Source organism: Candidatus Mycobacterium wuenschmannii, assembly GCF_030252325.1.
Lineage (GTDB): Bacteria > Actinomycetota > Actinomycetes > Mycobacteriales > Mycobacteriaceae > Mycobacterium > Mycobacterium wuenschmannii.
In genome coordinates this window covers 3,552,097-3,568,565 of sequence record NZ_CP126981.1, presented here as the reverse complement: position 1 = coordinate 3,568,565, position 16,469 = coordinate 3,552,097, and the positions used below count along the sequence as shown (strand labels likewise).

The following is a 16,469-nucleotide window of genomic DNA, read 5'->3' as shown; positions in this document are numbered from 1 at the left end:
CGGACAGCTGGTGACACGCTGCGGCAGAAACTTTGGTGAAGGAGCAGGTGCGAATGGCGCCCAACCACCCGGGCTCCCAAGGGCTCTACAACCCCGCATTCGAGCACGACTCGTGCGGGGTGGCCATGGTCGTCGACATGCACGGCCGGCGCAGCCGCGACATCGTCGACAAGGCCATCACCGCGCTGGTCAACCTCGAGCACCGCGGTGCCCAGGGCGCCGAGCCGCACAGCGGTGACGGCGCCGGCATCCTGATCCAGGTTCCCGACGCCTTCTTCCGCGCGATCGTCGACTTCGACCTGCCCGAGGCGGGCAGCTACGCCACCGGCATCGCCTTCCTGCCGCAGTCGTCCAAAGACGCCGCCACCGCCTGCGCTGCCGTCGAGAAGATCGTCGAGGCCGAAGGCCTGCAGGTGCTGGGCTGGCGCAACGTGCCCACCGACGAGGCCTCGCTGGGCGCGCTGGCCCGCGACGCGATGCCGACCTTCCGCCAGATCTTCATCGCCGGCGCCGACGGCATGACCCTCGAGCGCCGCGCCTACGTGATCCGCAAGCGCGCCGAGCACGAGCTGGGCACCAAGGGCCCCGGCCAGGACGGACCCGGTCGCGAAACCGTCTATTTCCCAAGCCTTTCCGGTCAGACCTTCGTCTACAAGGGCATGCTGACCACACCGCAGCTCAAGGCGTTCTACCTCGACCTGCAGGACAACCGGCTCACCAGCGCGCTGGGCATCGTGCACTCGCGGTTCTCCACCAACACGTTCCCGTCATGGCCGCTGGCGCACCCGTTCCGCCGCATCGCGCACAACGGCGAGATCAACACCGTCACCGGCAACGAGAACTGGATGCGCGCCCGCGAGGCGCTGATCGAGACCGACGTGTTCGGTTCCCGCGACGATGTGGACAAGCTGTTCCCGATCTGCACCCCGGGCGCCTCGGACACCGCGCGCTTCGACGAGGCGCTGGAACTGCTGCACCTCGGTGGCCGCAGCCTGCCGCACGCCGTGCTGATGATGATCCCGGAGGCCTGGGAGCGGCACCCGTCGATGGACCCCGCGCGGCGGGCGTTCTACGAGTACCACGCCTCGCTGATGGAGCCGTGGGACGGACCGGCGTCGATGACGTTCACCGACGGCACCGTCGTCGGCGCGGTGCTGGACCGCAATGGCCTTCGCCCATCCCGCATCTGGGTGACCGAGGACGGCCTCGTGGTGATGGCGTCCGAGGCCGGCGTGCTGGATCTGGACCCGTCGAAGGTGGTCCGCCGGATGCGGCTGCAGCCGGGCCGGATGTTCCTGGTGAACATGACCGAGGGCCGCATCGTCTCCGACGAGGAGATCAAGGCCGAGCTGGCCGCCGAACAGCCCTACCAGGAATGGCTCGACAAGGGCCTGATCCCGCTGGCCGAGCTGCCGCAGGGCGACTACGAGCGGATGCTCGAGCACCGGGTGGTGTTGCGCCAGTTGGTGTTCGGCTACACCTACGAAGAGCTCAACATGCTGGTTGCGCCGATGGCCCGCACCGGCGCCGAGCCGATCGGCTCGATGGGCACCGACACCCCCGTCGCGGTGCTCTCGCAACGCCCGCGGATGCTCTACGACTACTTCCAGCAGCTGTTCGCCCAGGTGACCAACCCGCCGCTGGACGCCATCCGTGAAGAGGTGGTCACCAGCGTCGAGGGCACCGTCGGCCCGGAGGGCGACCTGCTCAACCCGACGCCGGACTCCTGCCGCCAGATTCACCTCAAGCAGCCGATCCTGCGTAACCACGAACTGGCCAAACTCATCAACCTCGACCCCGACGTGGAAGTCAACGGACGTCGGCATGGACTGCGCTCCAAGGTGATTCGCTGTCTGTACCCGGTCGCCGAGAATGGCGCCGGGCTCAAGGCCGCACTCGACACGGTGCGCGAGCAGACGTCGGCGGCGATCGCCGACGGAGCGCGGATCATCATTCTCTCCGACCGGGAGTCCGACGAGAAGTTGGCGCCGATCCCGTCGCTGCTCGCCGTCTCGGCCGTGCACCACCACCTGGTCCGGGAACGCAGCCGCACCAAGGTCGGCCTGGTCGTGGAGACCGGTGACGCCCGCGAGGTGCACCACATGGCCGCGCTGATCGGCTTCGGCGCCGCCGCGATCAACCCCTACATGGCGTTCGAGTCGATCGAGGTCATGCTCGATCGCGGCGACTTCGCGGACCTCGACCGCGACAAAGCACTGAACAACTACATCAAGGCCGCCAGCAAGGGTGTGCTGAAGGTGATGTCCAAGATGGGCATCTCGACGCTGGCCTCCTACACCGGCGCGCAGCTGTTCCAGGCCGTCGGCGTCGACGAGGACGTGCTCGGCGAGTACTTCACCGGCCTGACCTGCCCCACCGGCGGCATCAACCTGTCCGACATCGCCGCCGACGTCGCGACCCGGCACGCGCTGGCGTTCCTGGACCGCCCCGACGAGCGGGCGCACCGCGAACTCGAGGTCGGCGGCGATTACCAGTGGCGCCGCGAGGGCGAGTACCACCTGTTCAACCCGGACACGGTGTTCAAGCTGCAGCACTCGACCCGCACCGGGCAGTACAAGGTCTTCAAGGAGTACACCGACCTCGTCGACAACCAGAGCGAGCGGATGGCGTCGCTGCGCGGCCTGCTGCAGTTCCGGGAGGGGCTGCGCCCGCCGGTGCCGCTCGACGAGGTCGAGCCGGCCAGCGAAATCGTCAAGCGCTTCTCCACCGGCGCGATGAGCTACGGGTCGATCTCCGCCGAGGCACACGAGACGCTGGCGATCGCGATGAACCGCCTTGGCGGACGGTCGAACTCGGGTGAGGGCGGCGAGAACATCGCCCGCTTCGAGCGGGAAAGCAACGGCGACTGGCGGCGCAGCGCGATCAAGCAGGTGGCCTCGGCCCGCTTCGGCGTCACCTCGCACTACCTGAGCAACTGCTCCGACATTCAGATCAAGATGGCTCAGGGTGCGAAACCCGGTGAGGGCGGCCAGCTTCCGGCCGGCAAGGTCTACCCGTGGATCGCCGAGGTCCGGCACTCCACCCCGGGTGTGGGCCTGATCTCGCCGCCGCCGCACCACGACATCTACTCGATCGAGGACCTGGCTCAACTGATCCACGACCTCAAGAACGCCAACCCGCAGGCCCGGATTCACGTGAAGCTGGTGTCCGAGAACGGTGTCGGCACCGTCGCCGCCGGTGTCTCCAAGGCGCACGCGGACGTGGTGTTGATCTCCGGCCACGACGGCGGCACCGGGGCCACCCCGCTGACGTCGATGAAGCACGCCGGCGCGCCGTGGGAGCTCGGCCTGGCCGAGACCCAGCAGACGTTGCTGCTCAACGGGTTACGCGACCGGATCGTGGTCCAGGTCGACGGACAGCTCAAGACCGGCCGCGACGTGATGGTCGCCGCGCTGCTCGGCGCCGAGGAATTCGGTTTCGCCACGGCACCTTTGGTGGTGACCGGCTGCGTGATGATGCGGGTGTGCCACCTGGACACCTGCCCCGTCGGCGTGGCCACCCAGAACCCGGTGTTGCGCGAGCGGTTCACCGGCAAGCCAGAATTCGTGGAGAACTTCTTCCTGTTCATCGCCGAAGAGGTCCGGGAGTACTTGGCGCAGTTGGGCTTCCGCACCATCAACGAGGCGGTCGGTCAGGTCGGCTCGCTGGACACCACGCTGGCCCGCGCGCATTGGAAGGCGCACAAGCTCGACCTGTCGCCGGTGCTGCACGAGCCGGAGTCGGCGTTTATGAACCAGGACCTCTACAACAGCTCCAAGCAGGACCACGGCCTGGACAAGGCGCTGGACCAGCAGCTGATCATCATGAGCCGCGAGGCGCTGGACTCGAAGAAGCCGGTCAACTTCTCCACCACCATCGCCAACGTCAACCGCACGGTCGGAACGATGCTGGGCCACGAGGTGACGAAAGCCTATGGCGGCCAAGGCCTGCCGGATGGCACCATCGACATCACCTTCACCGGGTCCGCCGGCAACAGCTTCGGCGCATTCCTGCCCAGCGGTATCACGCTGCGGGTCTACGGCGACGCCAACGACTACGTCGGCAAGGGATTGTCGGGCGGGCGCGTCGTGGTCCGGCCGTCGGACAACGCCCCGGCGGACTACGTCGCCGAGGACAACATCATCGGCGGCAACGTCATCCTGTTCGGCGCCACCAGCGGCCAGGCGTTCCTGCGCGGCGCGGTGGGCGAGCGGTTCGCGGTGCGTAACTCCGGTGCGCACGCGGTGGTCGAAGGCGTCGGCGATCACGGCTGCGAATACATGACCGGCGGCAAGGTGGCGATCCTGGGCAGCACCGGCCGCAACTTCGCTGCCGGGATGTCCGGCGGCATCGCCTACGTCTACGACCCCGAGGAAGCCTTGGAAGCCAACCTCAACTCCGAGATGGTCGAACTCGAGACCCTTGACGACGACGACCTGGAATGGCTGCACGGAATGCTGCAAGCACACATCGATGCCACGGATTCCGCGGTCGGCCAACGCATTCTGGCGGACTGGGGTGCCGAGCAGAAGCGCTTCGCCAAGGTGATGCCGCGCGACTACAAGCGGGTACTCGAGGCGATCGCCGAGGCCGAGCGCAACGGCACCGATCCCGACGAGGCGATCATGGCGGCCGCCAGTGCCTGATCCCAAGGGTTTCCTCAAGCACACCCACCGCGAGACGCCCAAGCGCCGCGCGGTCGACCTGCGCCTCAAGGACTGGAACGAGGTCTACGAAGACTTCCCGCACGCCAACCTGCAGACTCAGGCGAGTCGCTGCATGGACTGTGGAATTCCGTTCTGCCACAACGGTTGCCCGCTGGGTAACCTGATCCCGGAGTGGAACGACCTGGTCCGCACCGACCGGTGGCGCGAGGCCATCGAGCGGTTGCACGCGACCAACAACTTCCCGGAGTTCACCGGCCGGCTCTGCCCGGCGCCGTGCGAATCGTCCTGTGTGCTGGGCATCAACCAGGATGCGGTGACGATCAAGCAGATCGAAGTCGAGATCATCGACAACGCCTTCGACGAGGGCTGGGTCGTCCCGCTGCCGCCCGACGAGTTGACCGGCAAGAAGGTTGCCGTCGTCGGCTCCGGCCCGGCCGGGCTGGCCGCCGCACAGCAGCTGACCCGCGCCGGCCACTCGGTGACGGTGTTCGAGCGCGCCGACGCCATCGGCGGCCTGCTGCGGTACGGCATCCCCGAGTTCAAGATGGAGAAGCGCCATCTCGACCGCCGGCTGGAGCAGATGCGGGCCGAGGGCACCGAGTTCCGCGCCGGCGTCAACGTCGGGGTCGACATCACCGCCAAGGAACTGACGTCGGACTTCGACGCGGTGGTGCTGGCGGGCGGCGCGACCGCGTGGCGTGACCTGCCGATCCCCGGCCGCGAGCTGGACGGCATCTACCAGGCGATGGAGTATCTGCCCTGGGGCAACCGTTACGCCGCGGGGCAATTGGACGAACCGCCGATCACCGCCAAGGGCAAGAAGGTCGTCATCATCGGCGGTGGCGACACCGGCGCCGACTGCCTCGGCACCGCCCACCGGCAGCTGGCGGAGACCATCCACCAGTTCGAGATCATGCCGCGCCCGCCGGAGACCCGCGCCGCGTCCACCCCGTGGCCGACCTACGCGATGATGTTCCGCGTCTCGTCGGCGCACGAAGAAGGTGGCGAGCGCGTGTTCTCGGTCAACACCGAGGAATTCGTCGGCAAGGACGGCCACGTCACGGCGCTCAGGGTGCACGAGGTGACCCAGCAGGACGGCAAGTTCGTCAAGACCGAGGGCAGCGACTTCGAACTCGAGGCCGATCTGGTGTTGCTGGCGATGGGCTTTGTCGGCCCGGAGCACAAGGGCTTACTGACCGACCTGGGCGTCGAGTTGACCGACCGCGGCAACGTGGCGCGCAACAACAACTTCGAGTCAACGGTGCCGGGCGTGTTCGTTGCCGGAGACGCAGGTCGGGGGCAGTCCCTGATCGTCTGGGCGATCGCCGAGGGTCGGGCCGCGGCGGCCGGTGTGGACCGGTTCCTGATGGGCGAGACCGCCCTTCCGGCGCCGATTGTCCCCACTGCAGCACCGCAACGCTAGTCACAATTGTCACACTCGCAACATTTGATAAATTGCGCGGCGCGTCCTACACTGTTTGCCAGCTAATGGGTGTCTAATAGTTCGAGATAGGCGCCGCGGGGTGTGGAGCCTGGTTGAGCTAATCGACCGCAGGAGTAAACAGCGTGTACATGAACCCAATGACCCGCTCGCGGGTCGGCAGAATGGCCTGGTCATGGTTCCGTTTCCCGGTCAAGAGCCGTGAATTCCCCGCCAAGCATGAGCGCCTGGTAACCGCCGACGAGCTGTTGCGCTTCGGCTTCTGATCCCCACCCGGGCGGCCCATCGAGGCCGCCGGTTGTTTGCTCGACGACACCTTTTCGTGACTTTTCCGAGTGCATAGGGTGACGTCCAAGGGATTTCCAATTGGACGGGGTTAGCGTGCGCCAACATTTGCAGAAAGGCGCTCATGACCGTCCCTCCGCCCCCAGGAAACTATCCGCCTCCTCCGGGTGAATACCCGCCGCCCGGGAACTACCCGCCCCCGCCGCCGCCGTCCTACGGCGCCGGCCAGCCGTTTCCGCCGGGTCCCGGCTTGCCCACCGACGCCTACACACCGTGGCTGACGCGGGTGCTCGCGACTCTCATCGACCTCGCGCCGTACGCCGTCATCCTCGGAGTCGGACTCGGAATCGAGGCGGCGACGCAGGAAACAGCTTGTGTCACAGATACTTCCGAGTACAACATCGGGACGGTCTGCGCGTCCGGCAACTCCACGCTGGGGGTGGCCGCCGTGATCATCTCCGCGCTCGTCGGCATCGTGTACGTGTTCTGGAACTACGGCTACAAACAGGGCACCACGGGCTCCAGCATCGGAAAGTCGGTGCTGAAGTTCAAGGTGGTCAGCGAGGCGACCGGTCAACCGATTGGATTCGGGATGTCGATCGTGCGCCAGATTGCCCACACCCTCGACGGGGCGCTCTGCTACGTCGGGTATCTGTTCCCGCTGTGGGATGCCAAGCGACAGACGTTCGCCGACAAGATCCTGAATACGATCTGCGTACCCATCTGATACTCAGCCGAGCAGGCCCGAATCCCGGATCGCCTCGGCCAGCGGTTCCAGCACCGCCGGGTCGTGTGGGGGCGGGATGTAGACGATGCCCAGGTCGAGGCCCTCGGCCGCCATCGCCGAGGCGTCGTCGATGACCTTCGCGTAATTCAGGTCCGGCTCGAGTCGCAGGTGCGACGACGTGATGATCTCGCTCGGGTCGCGGCCGATGTCGGCGCAGTGCGCCGCGAGCACGCGACGCTTGTGGGCGAATTCGGCGGGGGTGCCGCCCGCGAAGTTCCAATGCTGGGCGTACTGCGCGGTGATCCGAAGGGTGCGCTTCTCCCCGCCACCGCCGATGCAGATCGGCGGGTGCGGTCGCTGCGGGCCCTTGGGCTCGTTGCGGGCGCCCTTGAGCCGGTAGAACTTTCCGTCGAAGTCGGTGGTCTCGTTGCCGAGCAGGCTGGTCAGGACCGCGCAGGCTTCCTCGAACCGGTCGAAGCGCTCCTTGATGCTGCCCAGTTCGATGCCGTACGCGCCGGATTCCTCCTCGTTCCAGCCGGCGCCGATGCCTAGTTCCAACCGGCCGTTGGAGATGATGTCAAGGGCCGCAGCCATATTCGCCAGCACCGCGGGGTGACGGTAGTGGATGCCGGTGACCAGGGTGCCCAGCCGCAGCCGGGTGGTCGCCTGGGCGAGTGCGGTGAGCGTCGTCCAGCCCTCGAGACACGGCCCGGTACTGTCACTGAAGATCGGGTAGAAGTGGTCGAATGTCCACCCGGACTCGTAGACGTCGATGTCGTCGGCGGCCTGCCAGACGGCCAGCATCCGATCCCAGGTGGTGTTTTGGGGTGAGGTCTTGAACGCGAATCGCATGATTTCGACGGTAGTCCAGCTCGGCGCCGAGGGTCCGCGTCGCTACGCCGACATCGTCCCGTTGCCGCTCGACGTGCGGATCACGCTGCTCTGGGCCGGGCTGATCTTTCTGCTCGCGCTGGTACTCGGCATCTGGAAGTACCGTCAGGTGCTGCTGTCCGAGAACCATCAGGCGCACCCTTACGTCGACATCGCGCACCGGGCCGCACTGCTCTACTCCTTCGCCACGTTGCTGGTCGCGACGTTCGTGCAGCTGAGCGTCTGGCCGCAGTGGGTGAACCTGACCGCGGCGATGGTGCTGGTGTTCTTCTTCGTCGTCGCGATCCTGACGTACATCTATCACGGCTGGAAGCGGGACACCGACAACCAATTCGCCCACCCCGATCGCGGGATGCGGATCGGGATGATCGCGCTGGTCGTCGGCGAGATCGGCGGCTTCGGGGTGCTGCTCGCCGGGTTCATCGCCGGACAGTTCTAGCAGCGGCGCGCCGGAGGGGCACACTGGAGCGATGGACCCGGTAGCCGCTCTGCGCGAGATCGCCTACTTCAAGGACCGCGCCCGCGAAGAATCCCGGCGGGTGATGGCCTACCGCAACGCCGCCGACATCGTCGAGCGTCTGGACGACGCGGAGCGTGAGCGGCACGGCCAGGCCAACAGCTGGCAGTCCCTGCCGGGCATCGGCCCCAAGACCGCGAAGGTGATCGCCCAGGCCTGGTCCGGCCGCGAACCCGATGCGCTGGTCGAATTGCGTTCGAAGGCAGAGGATCTCGGCGGCGGCGAGATTCGCGCGGCGCTGCGCGGCGATTTGCACCTGCACTCGAACTGGTCGGACGGTTCCGCCAACATCGATGAGATGATGGCCACCGCGCAGGCGCTCGGCCACGAGTACTGCGCGCTCACCGATCATTCGCCCCGACTGACGGTCGCCAACGGGCTGTCGGCCGAGCGGCTGCGCAAACAACTCGACGTGATCGACGAGCTGCGAGATCGGTTCGCGCCCATGCGAATCCTGACCGGTATCGAAGTCGACATCCTCGACGACGGCAGCCTCGACCAGGAGGAGGAACTGCTCGAGCGCCTCGACATCGTGGTGGCCAGCGTGCACTCCAAGTTGTCGATGGAGTCCGCGGCGATGACCCGGCGCATGGTCCGCGCCGTCAGCAATCCACACGCCGACGTGCTCGGGCATTGCACCGGACGGCTGGTGGCCGGAAACCGCGGCGTCCGCAAAGAGTCGACGTTCGACGCCGAAGCGGTGTTCACCGCATGCCTCGAAAACGACACCGCCGTCGAGATCAATTCGCGGCCCGAGCGCCGCGATCCGCCGACCCGGCTGCTGAACCTCGCGCTCGAGATCGGCTGCGACTTCAGCATCGACACCGACGCGCACGCGCCGGGCCAACTCGACTTCCTGGGCTACGGCGCGCAGCGCGCTCTGGACGCCGGTGTGCCCGTCGACCGCATCGTCAACACCTGGCCGGTCGAGCAGTTGCTGGCCCGCACGCATCGAAATTAGCGCGCCGGGGCGGCCTTTCGCGGTTCTACAGTGGGGCGATGAAACGTGCATGGGTGGGCGCGCTGCTGCTCGGTGCGGTTGTGGCGGCGCCGCCGGCGACCGCGGATCCGCTGCCGGACCTGAGTGGCTACACCGAGGCCAACCCCGATGATTTCGGTAATTACTACAACTACCCCGCGACCTACGGGATCAACTTCTCCGTTGCCGCCGGCTACCGGTGTCGGATCACCTACACCTGGAAGGCGAACCCGAACGTCAAGGACGCGTGGTGCTGGGGTGATCTGCCGGGAACCGCATCAAACGCCGTGTCGGTACGACTGGGGATGGATTCCGACCCGGCAAGGTTTTACAACGGCGATCTGGCCGGCATCGAGGAATACCACCCGCCCCCTCCGAACGTGAATCCGCCACAGCAGGTCGACCCGGCGTCCTACAAGCTGCTACCCGCGGGCAGCAAGGTGGCCTACTCCGGATCGGCGACGTGCGCGGCGGCGGACGCGATGACTGTCTGTGTGCTGGGCGAGCACGGTTTTGTACTGAAACCCGATGGCAGTCAGGCATTTTGACCGAAGCGAATCAGTCCGGCAGATGCGGCATCTCCACGCCGACGTTGCGACCGACCAGCACGCCGCGCGTGAGCGCGGTCTTGCCGTAGCGGCGCCGCACGCTGTCGATGGCGGCATCGACAACGCCGGGCTCGGCACCCGTGGTGAAGGGCAGCACCAATTGCTCGGCGCCGTCGCGATCGATCTCCGAGACGGCAAACCCGACGAGCGTCAGCCCGCGCTCGGCGATCAGTGGCGCCGCGGCGGCGACCAACCGGCGGGCCGTGCCCAGCAACGCGTCGGTCGAGCAGGTCGACCGAGACATCGTGTGTGAGCGGGTCGCGCGGCCAAAGTCGTTGAACCGCAACCGTAATGTGACGGTCCGCCCGGTCCGCCCGGCGGCGCGCATCCGGCCGGCGATCCGGTCGATCAGCCCGATCACGACCGCGTCGATCTCGGCGGCCGACATGCCGTTACCCGCCCGGCCCAGAGCCCGCTGCGCCCCCACCGACCGACGGCGCACTCCCGTCGTCACCCGGCGGCGATCGATGTTGTGCGCCAGCGCATACAGCTGCCGGCCCATCGCCGGCCCCACCATCGCGGCCAGCATCGACTCCCCGAGTTCGGCCACGTCGGCCACCGTCTCGATGCCGTGCGCGCGCAACTTGTCGGCCGTCACCGCGCCCACGCCCCACAACCGGCGCACCGGCAGGGGGTGCAGGAACGCCAGCTCGCGCCCGGGCGGAACCAGCAGCAGCCCATCGGGTTTGGCCTCTTGACTGGCGACTTTGGCCAGGAACTTCGTGCGGGCGATACCGACCGTGATCGGCAGGCCGACCCGGTCGCGGACGTCGCCGCGCAGCCGCGCCGCGATCTGCACCGGCGTCCCAGACACCCGCCGCAGCCCGCTCACGTCGAGAAAGGCCTCGTCCACCGAGATGGCCTCGACCAATGGGGAGGTGTCGCGGAAGACCTCGAACACCGCCTCGCTGGCGAGCGAGTAGGCGTTCATCCGCGGCGGCACCACCACGGCCTGCGGGCACAGTCGCCGCGCCTGAGCGCCGCCCATCGCCGTCCGTACCCCGAAGGCCTTGGCCTCGTAGCTGGCGGCGAGCACCACCCCGCCGCCGACGATCACCGGGCGCCCGCGCAGTCCGGGGTCGTCGCGTTGCTCGACGGAGGCATAGAACGAGTCGAGATCGGCATGCAGGATCTCGGCCTCACCAGACGACACGAACACATGTTCGCATCAGGGGCTGACTTATCGAGCGGGCTCGCCGTAAATGCTGGTCACCCAGATGTGCACCAGCGTCTCGAGCAGGCGCTCCCGCGGCACCGACGGACGGTCGTCGGCGAACGAACTCAGCATCAGCCGCTCGTTGAGCAGGTTCAGTGCCGCCGACAACTCCTCGGCCGGCAGCGTCACCGGGGCCGCGCCGCGAGCGCGCTCGGTCTCGATGACCATCGCGATGTGGCCGACCCACTTCTCCATGAACCGTGACCAGAGCTTGCGGACGTCGGCGTTGGTGCGCGCGGAGTCGGCGGCCAGCGAGACGGCGCGATGCGAGCCGAATGTCTCGACGAAGACGTTGATGCCGATCCGCCACAGCGCCTTCAGATCGGCCGGGGGATTGGTGACCATGCTCTCCAGCGCGGAGTCGGCTTCGACGATCACCCGCTCGAACAGCGTCAGCAGCACCGCATCTTTTGACGGGAAATAGAAATAGAAGGTCGGGCGGGAGATCCCGGCACCCTTGGCCAGGTCGTCCACCGAGATGTCGGCCAGTGGCCGGTGCTCGAGCAGCTGCTCCGCGGTGGTCAGAATGGCGATCTCGCGGTCGTCGCCCGATGGGCGCGCGGAACGCCGACCTCGGGAAGTGCGATTGGAGCTGACGGTCGCCACGGGCGTTACTTTACACGGTGTTGAGAGAATCAACAGGGTGTTGACTGAATCGACACGGCGTTGATAGCGTGTCCGCCATGACTGAGCATCTCGATGTTGTGATCGTCGGCGCCGGCATCTCCGGCATCAGCGCGGCCTGGCACCTCCAGGACCGCTGCCCGTCCAAGAGCTACGCGATCATCGAGCGTCGCGACGACCTCGGTGGTACCTGGGATCTGTTCAAGTACCCGGGCATTCGCTCCGACTCGGACATGTTCACCCTCGGCTTCCGCTTCAAGCCGTGGGAGTCGACGACCTCCATTGCCGACGGCGCGTCGATCAAGAGCTACATCCGAGAGGCCGCCACCGAGAACGGCATCGACAAGCACATCCGCTACGGCCGCAAGGTGGTCGCCGCCGATTGGTCGGACGCCGAGAACCAATGGAACCTGACGATCGACAACAACGGGCAGCCCGAAGAACTCACCTGCTCGTTCCTCTTCGCGTGCAGCGGTTACTACAACTACGACCAGGGCTACCTGCCGAAGTTCGAGGGGTACGACGACTTCGAGGGCACCACGATCCACCCGCAGCACTGGCCCGAGGACCTGGACTACGCGGGCAAGAAGATCGTCGTCATCGGCTCGGGCGCCACCTCGATCACGCTGATCCCGTCGCTGGTGAAGACCGGCGCCGGCCACGTGACGATGTTGCAGCGCTCGCCCAGCTACATCGGCTCCTTGCCGCTGAAGGACCCGTTCGCCGAAGGCGCGCAGAAGCTGTTGCCGTCCCGTGCGGCCAATGTTGCCACCCGCTGGCGCTGGATCGCCTTCAGCACCTTCCAGTACCAGCTCGCCCGCAAGTTCCCGAAGTCGATGCGCAAGACGCTGCTGACTATGGCCAAGCGGTACCTGCCTGCCGGTTACGACGTCGAGAAGCACTTCGGCCCGAGCTACAACCCGTGGGACCAGCGGCTGTGTCTGGCGCCCGGCGGCGACCTGTTCAAGACGATCCGCAAGGGTCAGGCCGACGTGGTCACCGACACCATCGACCGGTTCACCAAGACCGGCATCAAGCTCGGCTCCGGCCAGGAGATCGACGCCGACATCATCATCACCGCAACGGGTTTGAACCTGCAGTTGTTCGGGGGCGCCGAGATCCGGCGTAACGGTGAGACGGTCGAACTGAACGAGACCATGGCCTACAAGGGCATGATGCTGACCGGCATGCCGAACATGGCGTTCACCATCGGCTACACCAACGCGTCGTGGACGCTGAAGGCCGACCTGGTCTCCGAATTCGTCTGCCGCGTCATCAACTACATGGACGAGAACGGCTTCGCGACCGTGGTGCCGCAGCATCCGGGCGACTCCGTCGAGGAGCGTTCGCTGATGGACTTCACCCCCGGCTACGTGCTGCGCGCCCTGGACTACCTGCCCAAGGCCGGACACGTCTCGCCGTGGCGGCTCAAGCAGAACTACTTCATGGACCTGCAGCTGATACGTCGCGGCAAGGTCGACGACGAGGCCCTGAGCTTCTCGAAAAAGCCTGCCGCACTTGCGGTCTAGCTAGGCCCTGCCGCAGCGACGACGACGATCCCGTCGTCGTCGCTGTAGGCGATGTCGCCCGGGACGAATTCCACGCCGCCGAGGTCCACCGTGACGTCGCGGGTGCCCGCGCCGGTCTTGCCGCTCTTGCGCGGGTTGGTGCCCAGCGCCTTGATGCCGAGTTCGATCGTGCGCAGCGCGGCGGAGTCGCGGACGGCGCCGTTGACGATCACGCCCGCCCAGCCGTTGCTGCGGGCCAGGTCCGCGATCAGGTCGCCGACCAGTGCGGTGTGCAGCGAGCCGCCGCCGTCGACGACCAGTACCCCGCCGTCACCCGGCTCGGAGAGCACCGACTTGAGCAGCGCGTTGTCCTGGTGGCAACGAACCGTACTGATCGGACCCGCAAATTCGGTGTGGCCGCCGAACTGACGGAACTGCACGTCGCAGCTGCGGACCTCGGGTCCGATGTCGTCGACGAGGTCGGCTGTCGGTCGAAATATCAACGTCACCGGGCCATGCTAGTCATCGTCGCGGCGCAGCTGGCGGATCAGTAACACCGCCAACACACTGATGGCGATGGCCACCGCGAACGCCACCGGGGACCTGCCCGCGGTGCTGGCCGGCGGCGCGGTGGGCAGCGGATTGCGGGCCGCCTCGACCGTCGACTTGGCATGCGCGGCAGCATCTTTCGCCGCAGCCTTCAGCTGCCCGTTGGTTTCCGGGGCCGGCGGCGTAGCGGCCGCCTTCGCCGCGGGCGCCTTCTTCGCCGGGGTCTTCTTGGCGGGCGATTTCTTCGACACGGCCTTCTTGGCCGCCGCCTTCTTGGCCGGCGTCTTCTTCGCCGCCTTCTTCGCGGGGGCCTTCTTGGCGGGCGTCTTCTTCGCCGGCTTGGCCGAGGTGTCGGCGACCGGCGGCGGTGGCGTGGGCTTCGCGGCGGGCTCGGGTGGAGGGGGCGTGCTCAGGGGTGGTTCAGGCGCGGGGTCGGGCGTCTCGTGCGGGCGATCCTGCGGGTGTGCCATCCGGGGAGCTCCTTTGCCGTTTCTCGTCGCGTGCGCCGGAAGGGTTGGAACCCATCATGCCAGCGCCAGGGAAGTAGTTGATCGGGCCTGTTCAGGGTTTATTTCGCAGGGCCCACAGCGCGCCACCGCCGACCAGGATGACCGCGCCCAGCACGAACGGCCAGATCGGCAGTTCGTCGGGCGAATCACCGGGTGGCTGAGCCGACGGACCGGGTGTGCCGGAGCCCTGAGCGGTCAGCCGGAACGACCACGCACCCGCGACGACGTGGCCATCGGCCGAGGTCACCCGGTAATTGACGGTGTAGTCGCCGACCGGGCCGAGTGGGCGCACGCCGACGCTGACGACCGTTCCGTGCACGTGCGGTTCGCCGGCGGTCCACAGGTTGCCGTCCGGCCCGACGACCGTCATCGCCGCGAATGTGGTCTGCAGGTCTTCGTTGAAGGTGGCGCTGACCCGGACCGGCCCGGTGCTGATCGCGGCGTGATCGGCTGGATCGGCCGCGACCCGGGCGGCGTGCGCGGCGGCGGCGCCCGCCGTCAGCGTCGCGGTGAACGCGAACGCCGCGAGCAGCAGCGCCGTCACGACGAGGTGTGCCCGACGGGTCACGGCCGGCGCACGATCAGCGCCAGACCGACGCCGAGTGCGCCGACCAGCAGGGCCGCGCCGGCCAGGATCCGGCTGGTGGTGTCGACGACCTTGCGCGGCTGGGGCGACGGCGATGCCTCCGGGGGTGCCGCCGCCGCGGTTGGCTCCGGATGGTGGGCGACCTTCGGCGTCGAGCCGCCGTTGAGCTTCAGCGTCGGTACGGGATGCTCCGGCTCGGCGCCCCCGGCCGCGGCCGGCTGGTCCCACTTGATCACCGCGCCGTCGGCGTAGGTCTGGGTCGTGGGAAAACTGACGGAGTCGCTGTCGGGCAACTTCACCGCGATGCGGAAGACGTCGAACTGGTCGGCCGGAATGCCCGCGTCCGGAGCCGCGGTCCACGTCACCGACTTGACCTTGTCGCCGTCACGGTCGAGCCGGGCGCCCCAGCCCGGTTTGGCTTCGATCTTCACCCCCGACACGTCGGGGAGGTCGATCGCCACGGTGGTGGTGGGCGCACCAGTCGTCGATTCGTTGGGCACCTGAAAGCTGACCGTGGCATAGCCGCCCCGGGTGGCGTCTGCGCTGCTGGCCTGAACGTGTGCCGACGCCGTCGCGAGCATGGCGAACGGTCCGGCGTACAGCAGCGCCGCGGCGGCGGTTCCGATCAGGCTGCGTCGAATGATCCTGCGCGGGGAGGGCATCGGGGGAGCAGCTCCTGTCTGGAATGGGCCGGGCTCAGGCCAAACCGAGCCGAGCCATCAGGTCGGCGTCGATCTCGTCGAGCTGGCTGGAGATCGCGGCATGCGCGCCGCGCCGCCGGGCGGCGGGCATGTTCTCCGCGGCGGTGACGGCCGCCGCGAGGTCGGCCAGCCGTGCGGAGATGGCGTCGACGAAGGCCGCGGTCTCGGCGTCCTTCGGCTTGTTGTCCTGCACGGTTCGTAGCGACTGCTCCGCGCCCGCGATGCGCGCCGAGAGCCGTCCGCCGCTGCCGGAGAACTGGCCGATCTGCGCCAGCGGAACGCCGAGCTGGTCGGCCCGGCGCTGGTCGATCTGGCCCCGCGCCGCGATCGCGACGCGATAGGCCACGGGCACCAGAATCGGGGCGAGCAGGCGGGACACCGTCAGCAGCCGGCGGATCCGGGTCGGCGAGAGCAGGGCGCCCTCCCGGACGGCTTTGAGATTGGTCTCGGCAACCTTCAGCGCGTTCTGGTCGCTGTCCCGCTGCGCCTTCAGCTGCTCGCGGAGAGCTTTTGTCTTAGCCCGATGTTCGGCCTTGAACCGGCGCACCTCGTTGCGTGCCGACAGCTTCGCCTCGAGCTTGGCCTTGGCCTTGATCGCGCGCGCCTCGGCGCGACGGGTCGCGCGGGTTTTTCGCTTGCCGAAGAGGCTCATTCGCGCACT

At 67.6% G+C, this 16,469-nt stretch carries 15 protein-coding genes; 7 read left to right on the top strand and 8 right to left on the bottom strand.

What is annotated here, in order from left to right; genetic code table 11:
- The first annotated feature begins 53 nt into the window (after positions 1-53).
- The 3 genes from gltB to PT015_RS17140 all read left to right on the top strand — a co-directional run bounded on the left by gltB (position 54) and on the right by PT015_RS17140 (position 7,120).
- Positions 54-4,646 carry a glutamate synthase large subunit gene (gene gltB, locus PT015_RS17150; protein ID WP_285186036.1) on the top strand — a complete coding sequence of 1,531 codons (4,593 nt, stop codon included), beginning with the start codon at positions 54-56 and terminating at the stop codon, positions 4,644-4,646.
- The gene (locus PT015_RS17145) at positions 4,639-6,090 is read left to right on the top strand and encodes a glutamate synthase subunit beta (RefSeq protein ID WP_285186035.1); all 1,452 of its coding nucleotides are present in this window, start codon (positions 4,639-4,641) and stop codon (positions 6,088-6,090) included. Before gltB ends, PT015_RS17145 begins: the two co-directional genes overlap by 8 nt.
- Before the next feature lie 427 nt (positions 6,091-6,517).
- Entirely contained in the window at positions 6,518-7,120 is a 603-nt protein-coding gene (locus PT015_RS17140; protein WP_285186033.1) for an RDD family protein, read from the top strand.
- Positions 7,121-7,123: 3 nt separating this feature from the next.
- Here the strand turns inward: PT015_RS17140 and PT015_RS17135 are convergent, their stop codons facing one another.
- Positions 7,124-7,972, bottom strand: coding sequence for an LLM class F420-dependent oxidoreductase (locus tag PT015_RS17135; protein ID WP_285186032.1), 849 nt, complete (start codon positions 7,970-7,972; stop codon positions 7,124-7,126).
- On the opposite strand from PT015_RS17135, the gene PT015_RS17130 reads away from it, so the two are divergent.
- The 3 genes from PT015_RS17130 to PT015_RS17120 are packed head-to-tail and all read left to right on the top strand — an operon-like array spanning position 7,971 to position 10,055.
- Positions 7,971-8,450, top strand: coding sequence for a hypothetical protein (locus PT015_RS17130; RefSeq protein ID WP_285186031.1), 480 nt, complete (start codon positions 7,971-7,973; stop codon positions 8,448-8,450). The two genes, PT015_RS17135 and PT015_RS17130, sit on opposite strands and share 2 nt — an antisense overlap.
- A 31-nt stretch (positions 8,451-8,481) precedes the next feature.
- Positions 8,482-9,489 carry a PHP domain-containing protein gene (locus PT015_RS17125; RefSeq protein WP_285186029.1) on the top strand — a complete coding sequence of 336 codons (1,008 nt, stop codon included), beginning with the start codon at positions 8,482-8,484 and terminating at the stop codon, positions 9,487-9,489.
- Positions 9,490-9,527: 38 nt separating this feature from the next.
- Positions 9,528-10,055, top strand: a complete 528-nt coding sequence (locus PT015_RS17120) for a hypothetical protein (RefSeq protein WP_285186028.1) — start codon at positions 9,528-9,530, stop codon at positions 10,053-10,055.
- A gap of 10 nt (positions 10,056-10,065) precedes the next feature.
- On the opposite strand, the gene dinB is transcribed toward PT015_RS17120, so the two are convergent.
- The gene (gene dinB, locus PT015_RS17115; RefSeq protein WP_285186027.1) at positions 10,066-11,274 is read right to left on the bottom strand and encodes a DNA polymerase IV; all 1,209 of its coding nucleotides are present in this window, start codon (positions 11,272-11,274) and stop codon (positions 10,066-10,068) included.
- Between the two features lie 21 nt (positions 11,275-11,295).
- A complete protein-coding gene (locus PT015_RS17110; RefSeq protein WP_285186026.1) occupies positions 11,296-11,937 on the bottom strand; it encodes a TetR/AcrR family transcriptional regulator in 642 nt (213 codons plus the stop codon).
- A gap of 77 nt (positions 11,938-12,014) precedes the next feature.
- Between PT015_RS17110 and PT015_RS17105 the strand changes: the two genes are divergently transcribed.
- Positions 12,015-13,484 (top strand): flavin-containing monooxygenase, encoded by a 1,470-nt coding sequence (locus PT015_RS17105; RefSeq protein ID WP_285186024.1) that lies wholly within the window; start codon positions 12,015-12,017, stop codon positions 13,482-13,484.
- On the opposite strand, the gene rraA is transcribed toward PT015_RS17105, so the two are convergent.
- The 5 genes from rraA to PT015_RS17080 all read right to left on the bottom strand — a co-directional run bounded on the left by rraA (position 13,481) and on the right by PT015_RS17080 (position 16,460).
- Positions 13,481-13,972 carry a ribonuclease E activity regulator RraA gene (gene rraA, locus PT015_RS17100; RefSeq protein ID WP_285186023.1) on the bottom strand — a complete coding sequence of 164 codons (492 nt, stop codon included), beginning with the start codon at positions 13,970-13,972 and terminating at the stop codon, positions 13,481-13,483. The two genes, PT015_RS17105 and rraA, sit on opposite strands and share 4 nt — an antisense overlap.
- A gap of 9 nt (positions 13,973-13,981) precedes the next feature.
- Complete coding sequence (locus PT015_RS17095) at positions 13,982-14,482, bottom strand: Rv3852 family protein (RefSeq protein WP_285186020.1); 501 nt, start codon at positions 14,480-14,482, stop codon at positions 13,982-13,984.
- A 91-nt stretch (positions 14,483-14,573) separates the two neighbouring features.
- Positions 14,574-15,089, bottom strand: a complete 516-nt coding sequence (locus PT015_RS17090; RefSeq protein ID WP_390887842.1) for a copper resistance CopC family protein — start codon at positions 15,087-15,089, stop codon at positions 14,574-14,576.
- Complete coding sequence (locus PT015_RS17085) at positions 15,086-15,769, bottom strand: YcnI family copper-binding membrane protein (protein ID WP_285186019.1); 684 nt, start codon at positions 15,767-15,769, stop codon at positions 15,086-15,088. The genes PT015_RS17090 and PT015_RS17085 overlap by 4 nt, the downstream gene beginning before the upstream one ends.
- Positions 15,770-15,803: 34 nt before the next feature.
- Complete coding sequence (locus PT015_RS17080; RefSeq protein WP_285186017.1) at positions 15,804-16,460, bottom strand: DUF6474 family protein; 657 nt, start codon at positions 16,458-16,460, stop codon at positions 15,804-15,806.
- Between the last annotated feature and the right edge of the window lie 9 nt (positions 16,461-16,469).

What these genes read in the sequence shown, in the direction of transcription:
- PT015_RS17095 (WP_285186020.1), bottom strand. Translation starts at nt 14,482, where the DNA reads ATGGCACACCCGCAGGATCGCCCGCACGAGACGCCCGACCCCGCGCCT.
- PT015_RS17130 (WP_285186031.1), top strand. Translation starts at nt 7,971, where the DNA reads ATGATTTCGACGGTAGTCCAGCTCGGCGCCGAGGGTCCGCGTCGCTAC.
- PT015_RS17140 (WP_285186033.1), top strand. Translation starts at nt 6,518, where the DNA reads ATGACCGTCCCTCCGCCCCCAGGAAACTATCCGCCTCCTCCGGGTGAA.
- gltB (WP_285186036.1), top strand. Translation starts at nt 54, where the DNA reads ATGGCGCCCAACCACCCGGGCTCCCAAGGGCTCTACAACCCCGCATTC.
- PT015_RS17080 (WP_285186017.1), bottom strand. Translation starts at nt 16,460, where the DNA reads ATGAGCCTCTTCGGCAAGCGAAAAACCCGCGCGACCCGTCGCGCCGAG.
- PT015_RS17125 (WP_285186029.1), top strand. Translation starts at nt 8,482, where the DNA reads ATGGACCCGGTAGCCGCTCTGCGCGAGATCGCCTACTTCAAGGACCGC.
- PT015_RS17120 (WP_285186028.1), top strand. Translation starts at nt 9,528, where the DNA reads ATGAAACGTGCATGGGTGGGCGCGCTGCTGCTCGGTGCGGTTGTGGCG.
- PT015_RS17105 (WP_285186024.1), top strand. Translation starts at nt 12,015, where the DNA reads ATGACTGAGCATCTCGATGTTGTGATCGTCGGCGCCGGCATCTCCGGC.
- PT015_RS17085 (WP_285186019.1), bottom strand. Translation starts at nt 15,769, where the DNA reads ATGCCCTCCCCGCGCAGGATCATTCGACGCAGCCTGATCGGAACCGCC.
- PT015_RS17135 (WP_285186032.1), bottom strand. Translation starts at nt 7,972, where the DNA reads ATGCGATTCGCGTTCAAGACCTCACCCCAAAACACCACCTGGGATCGG.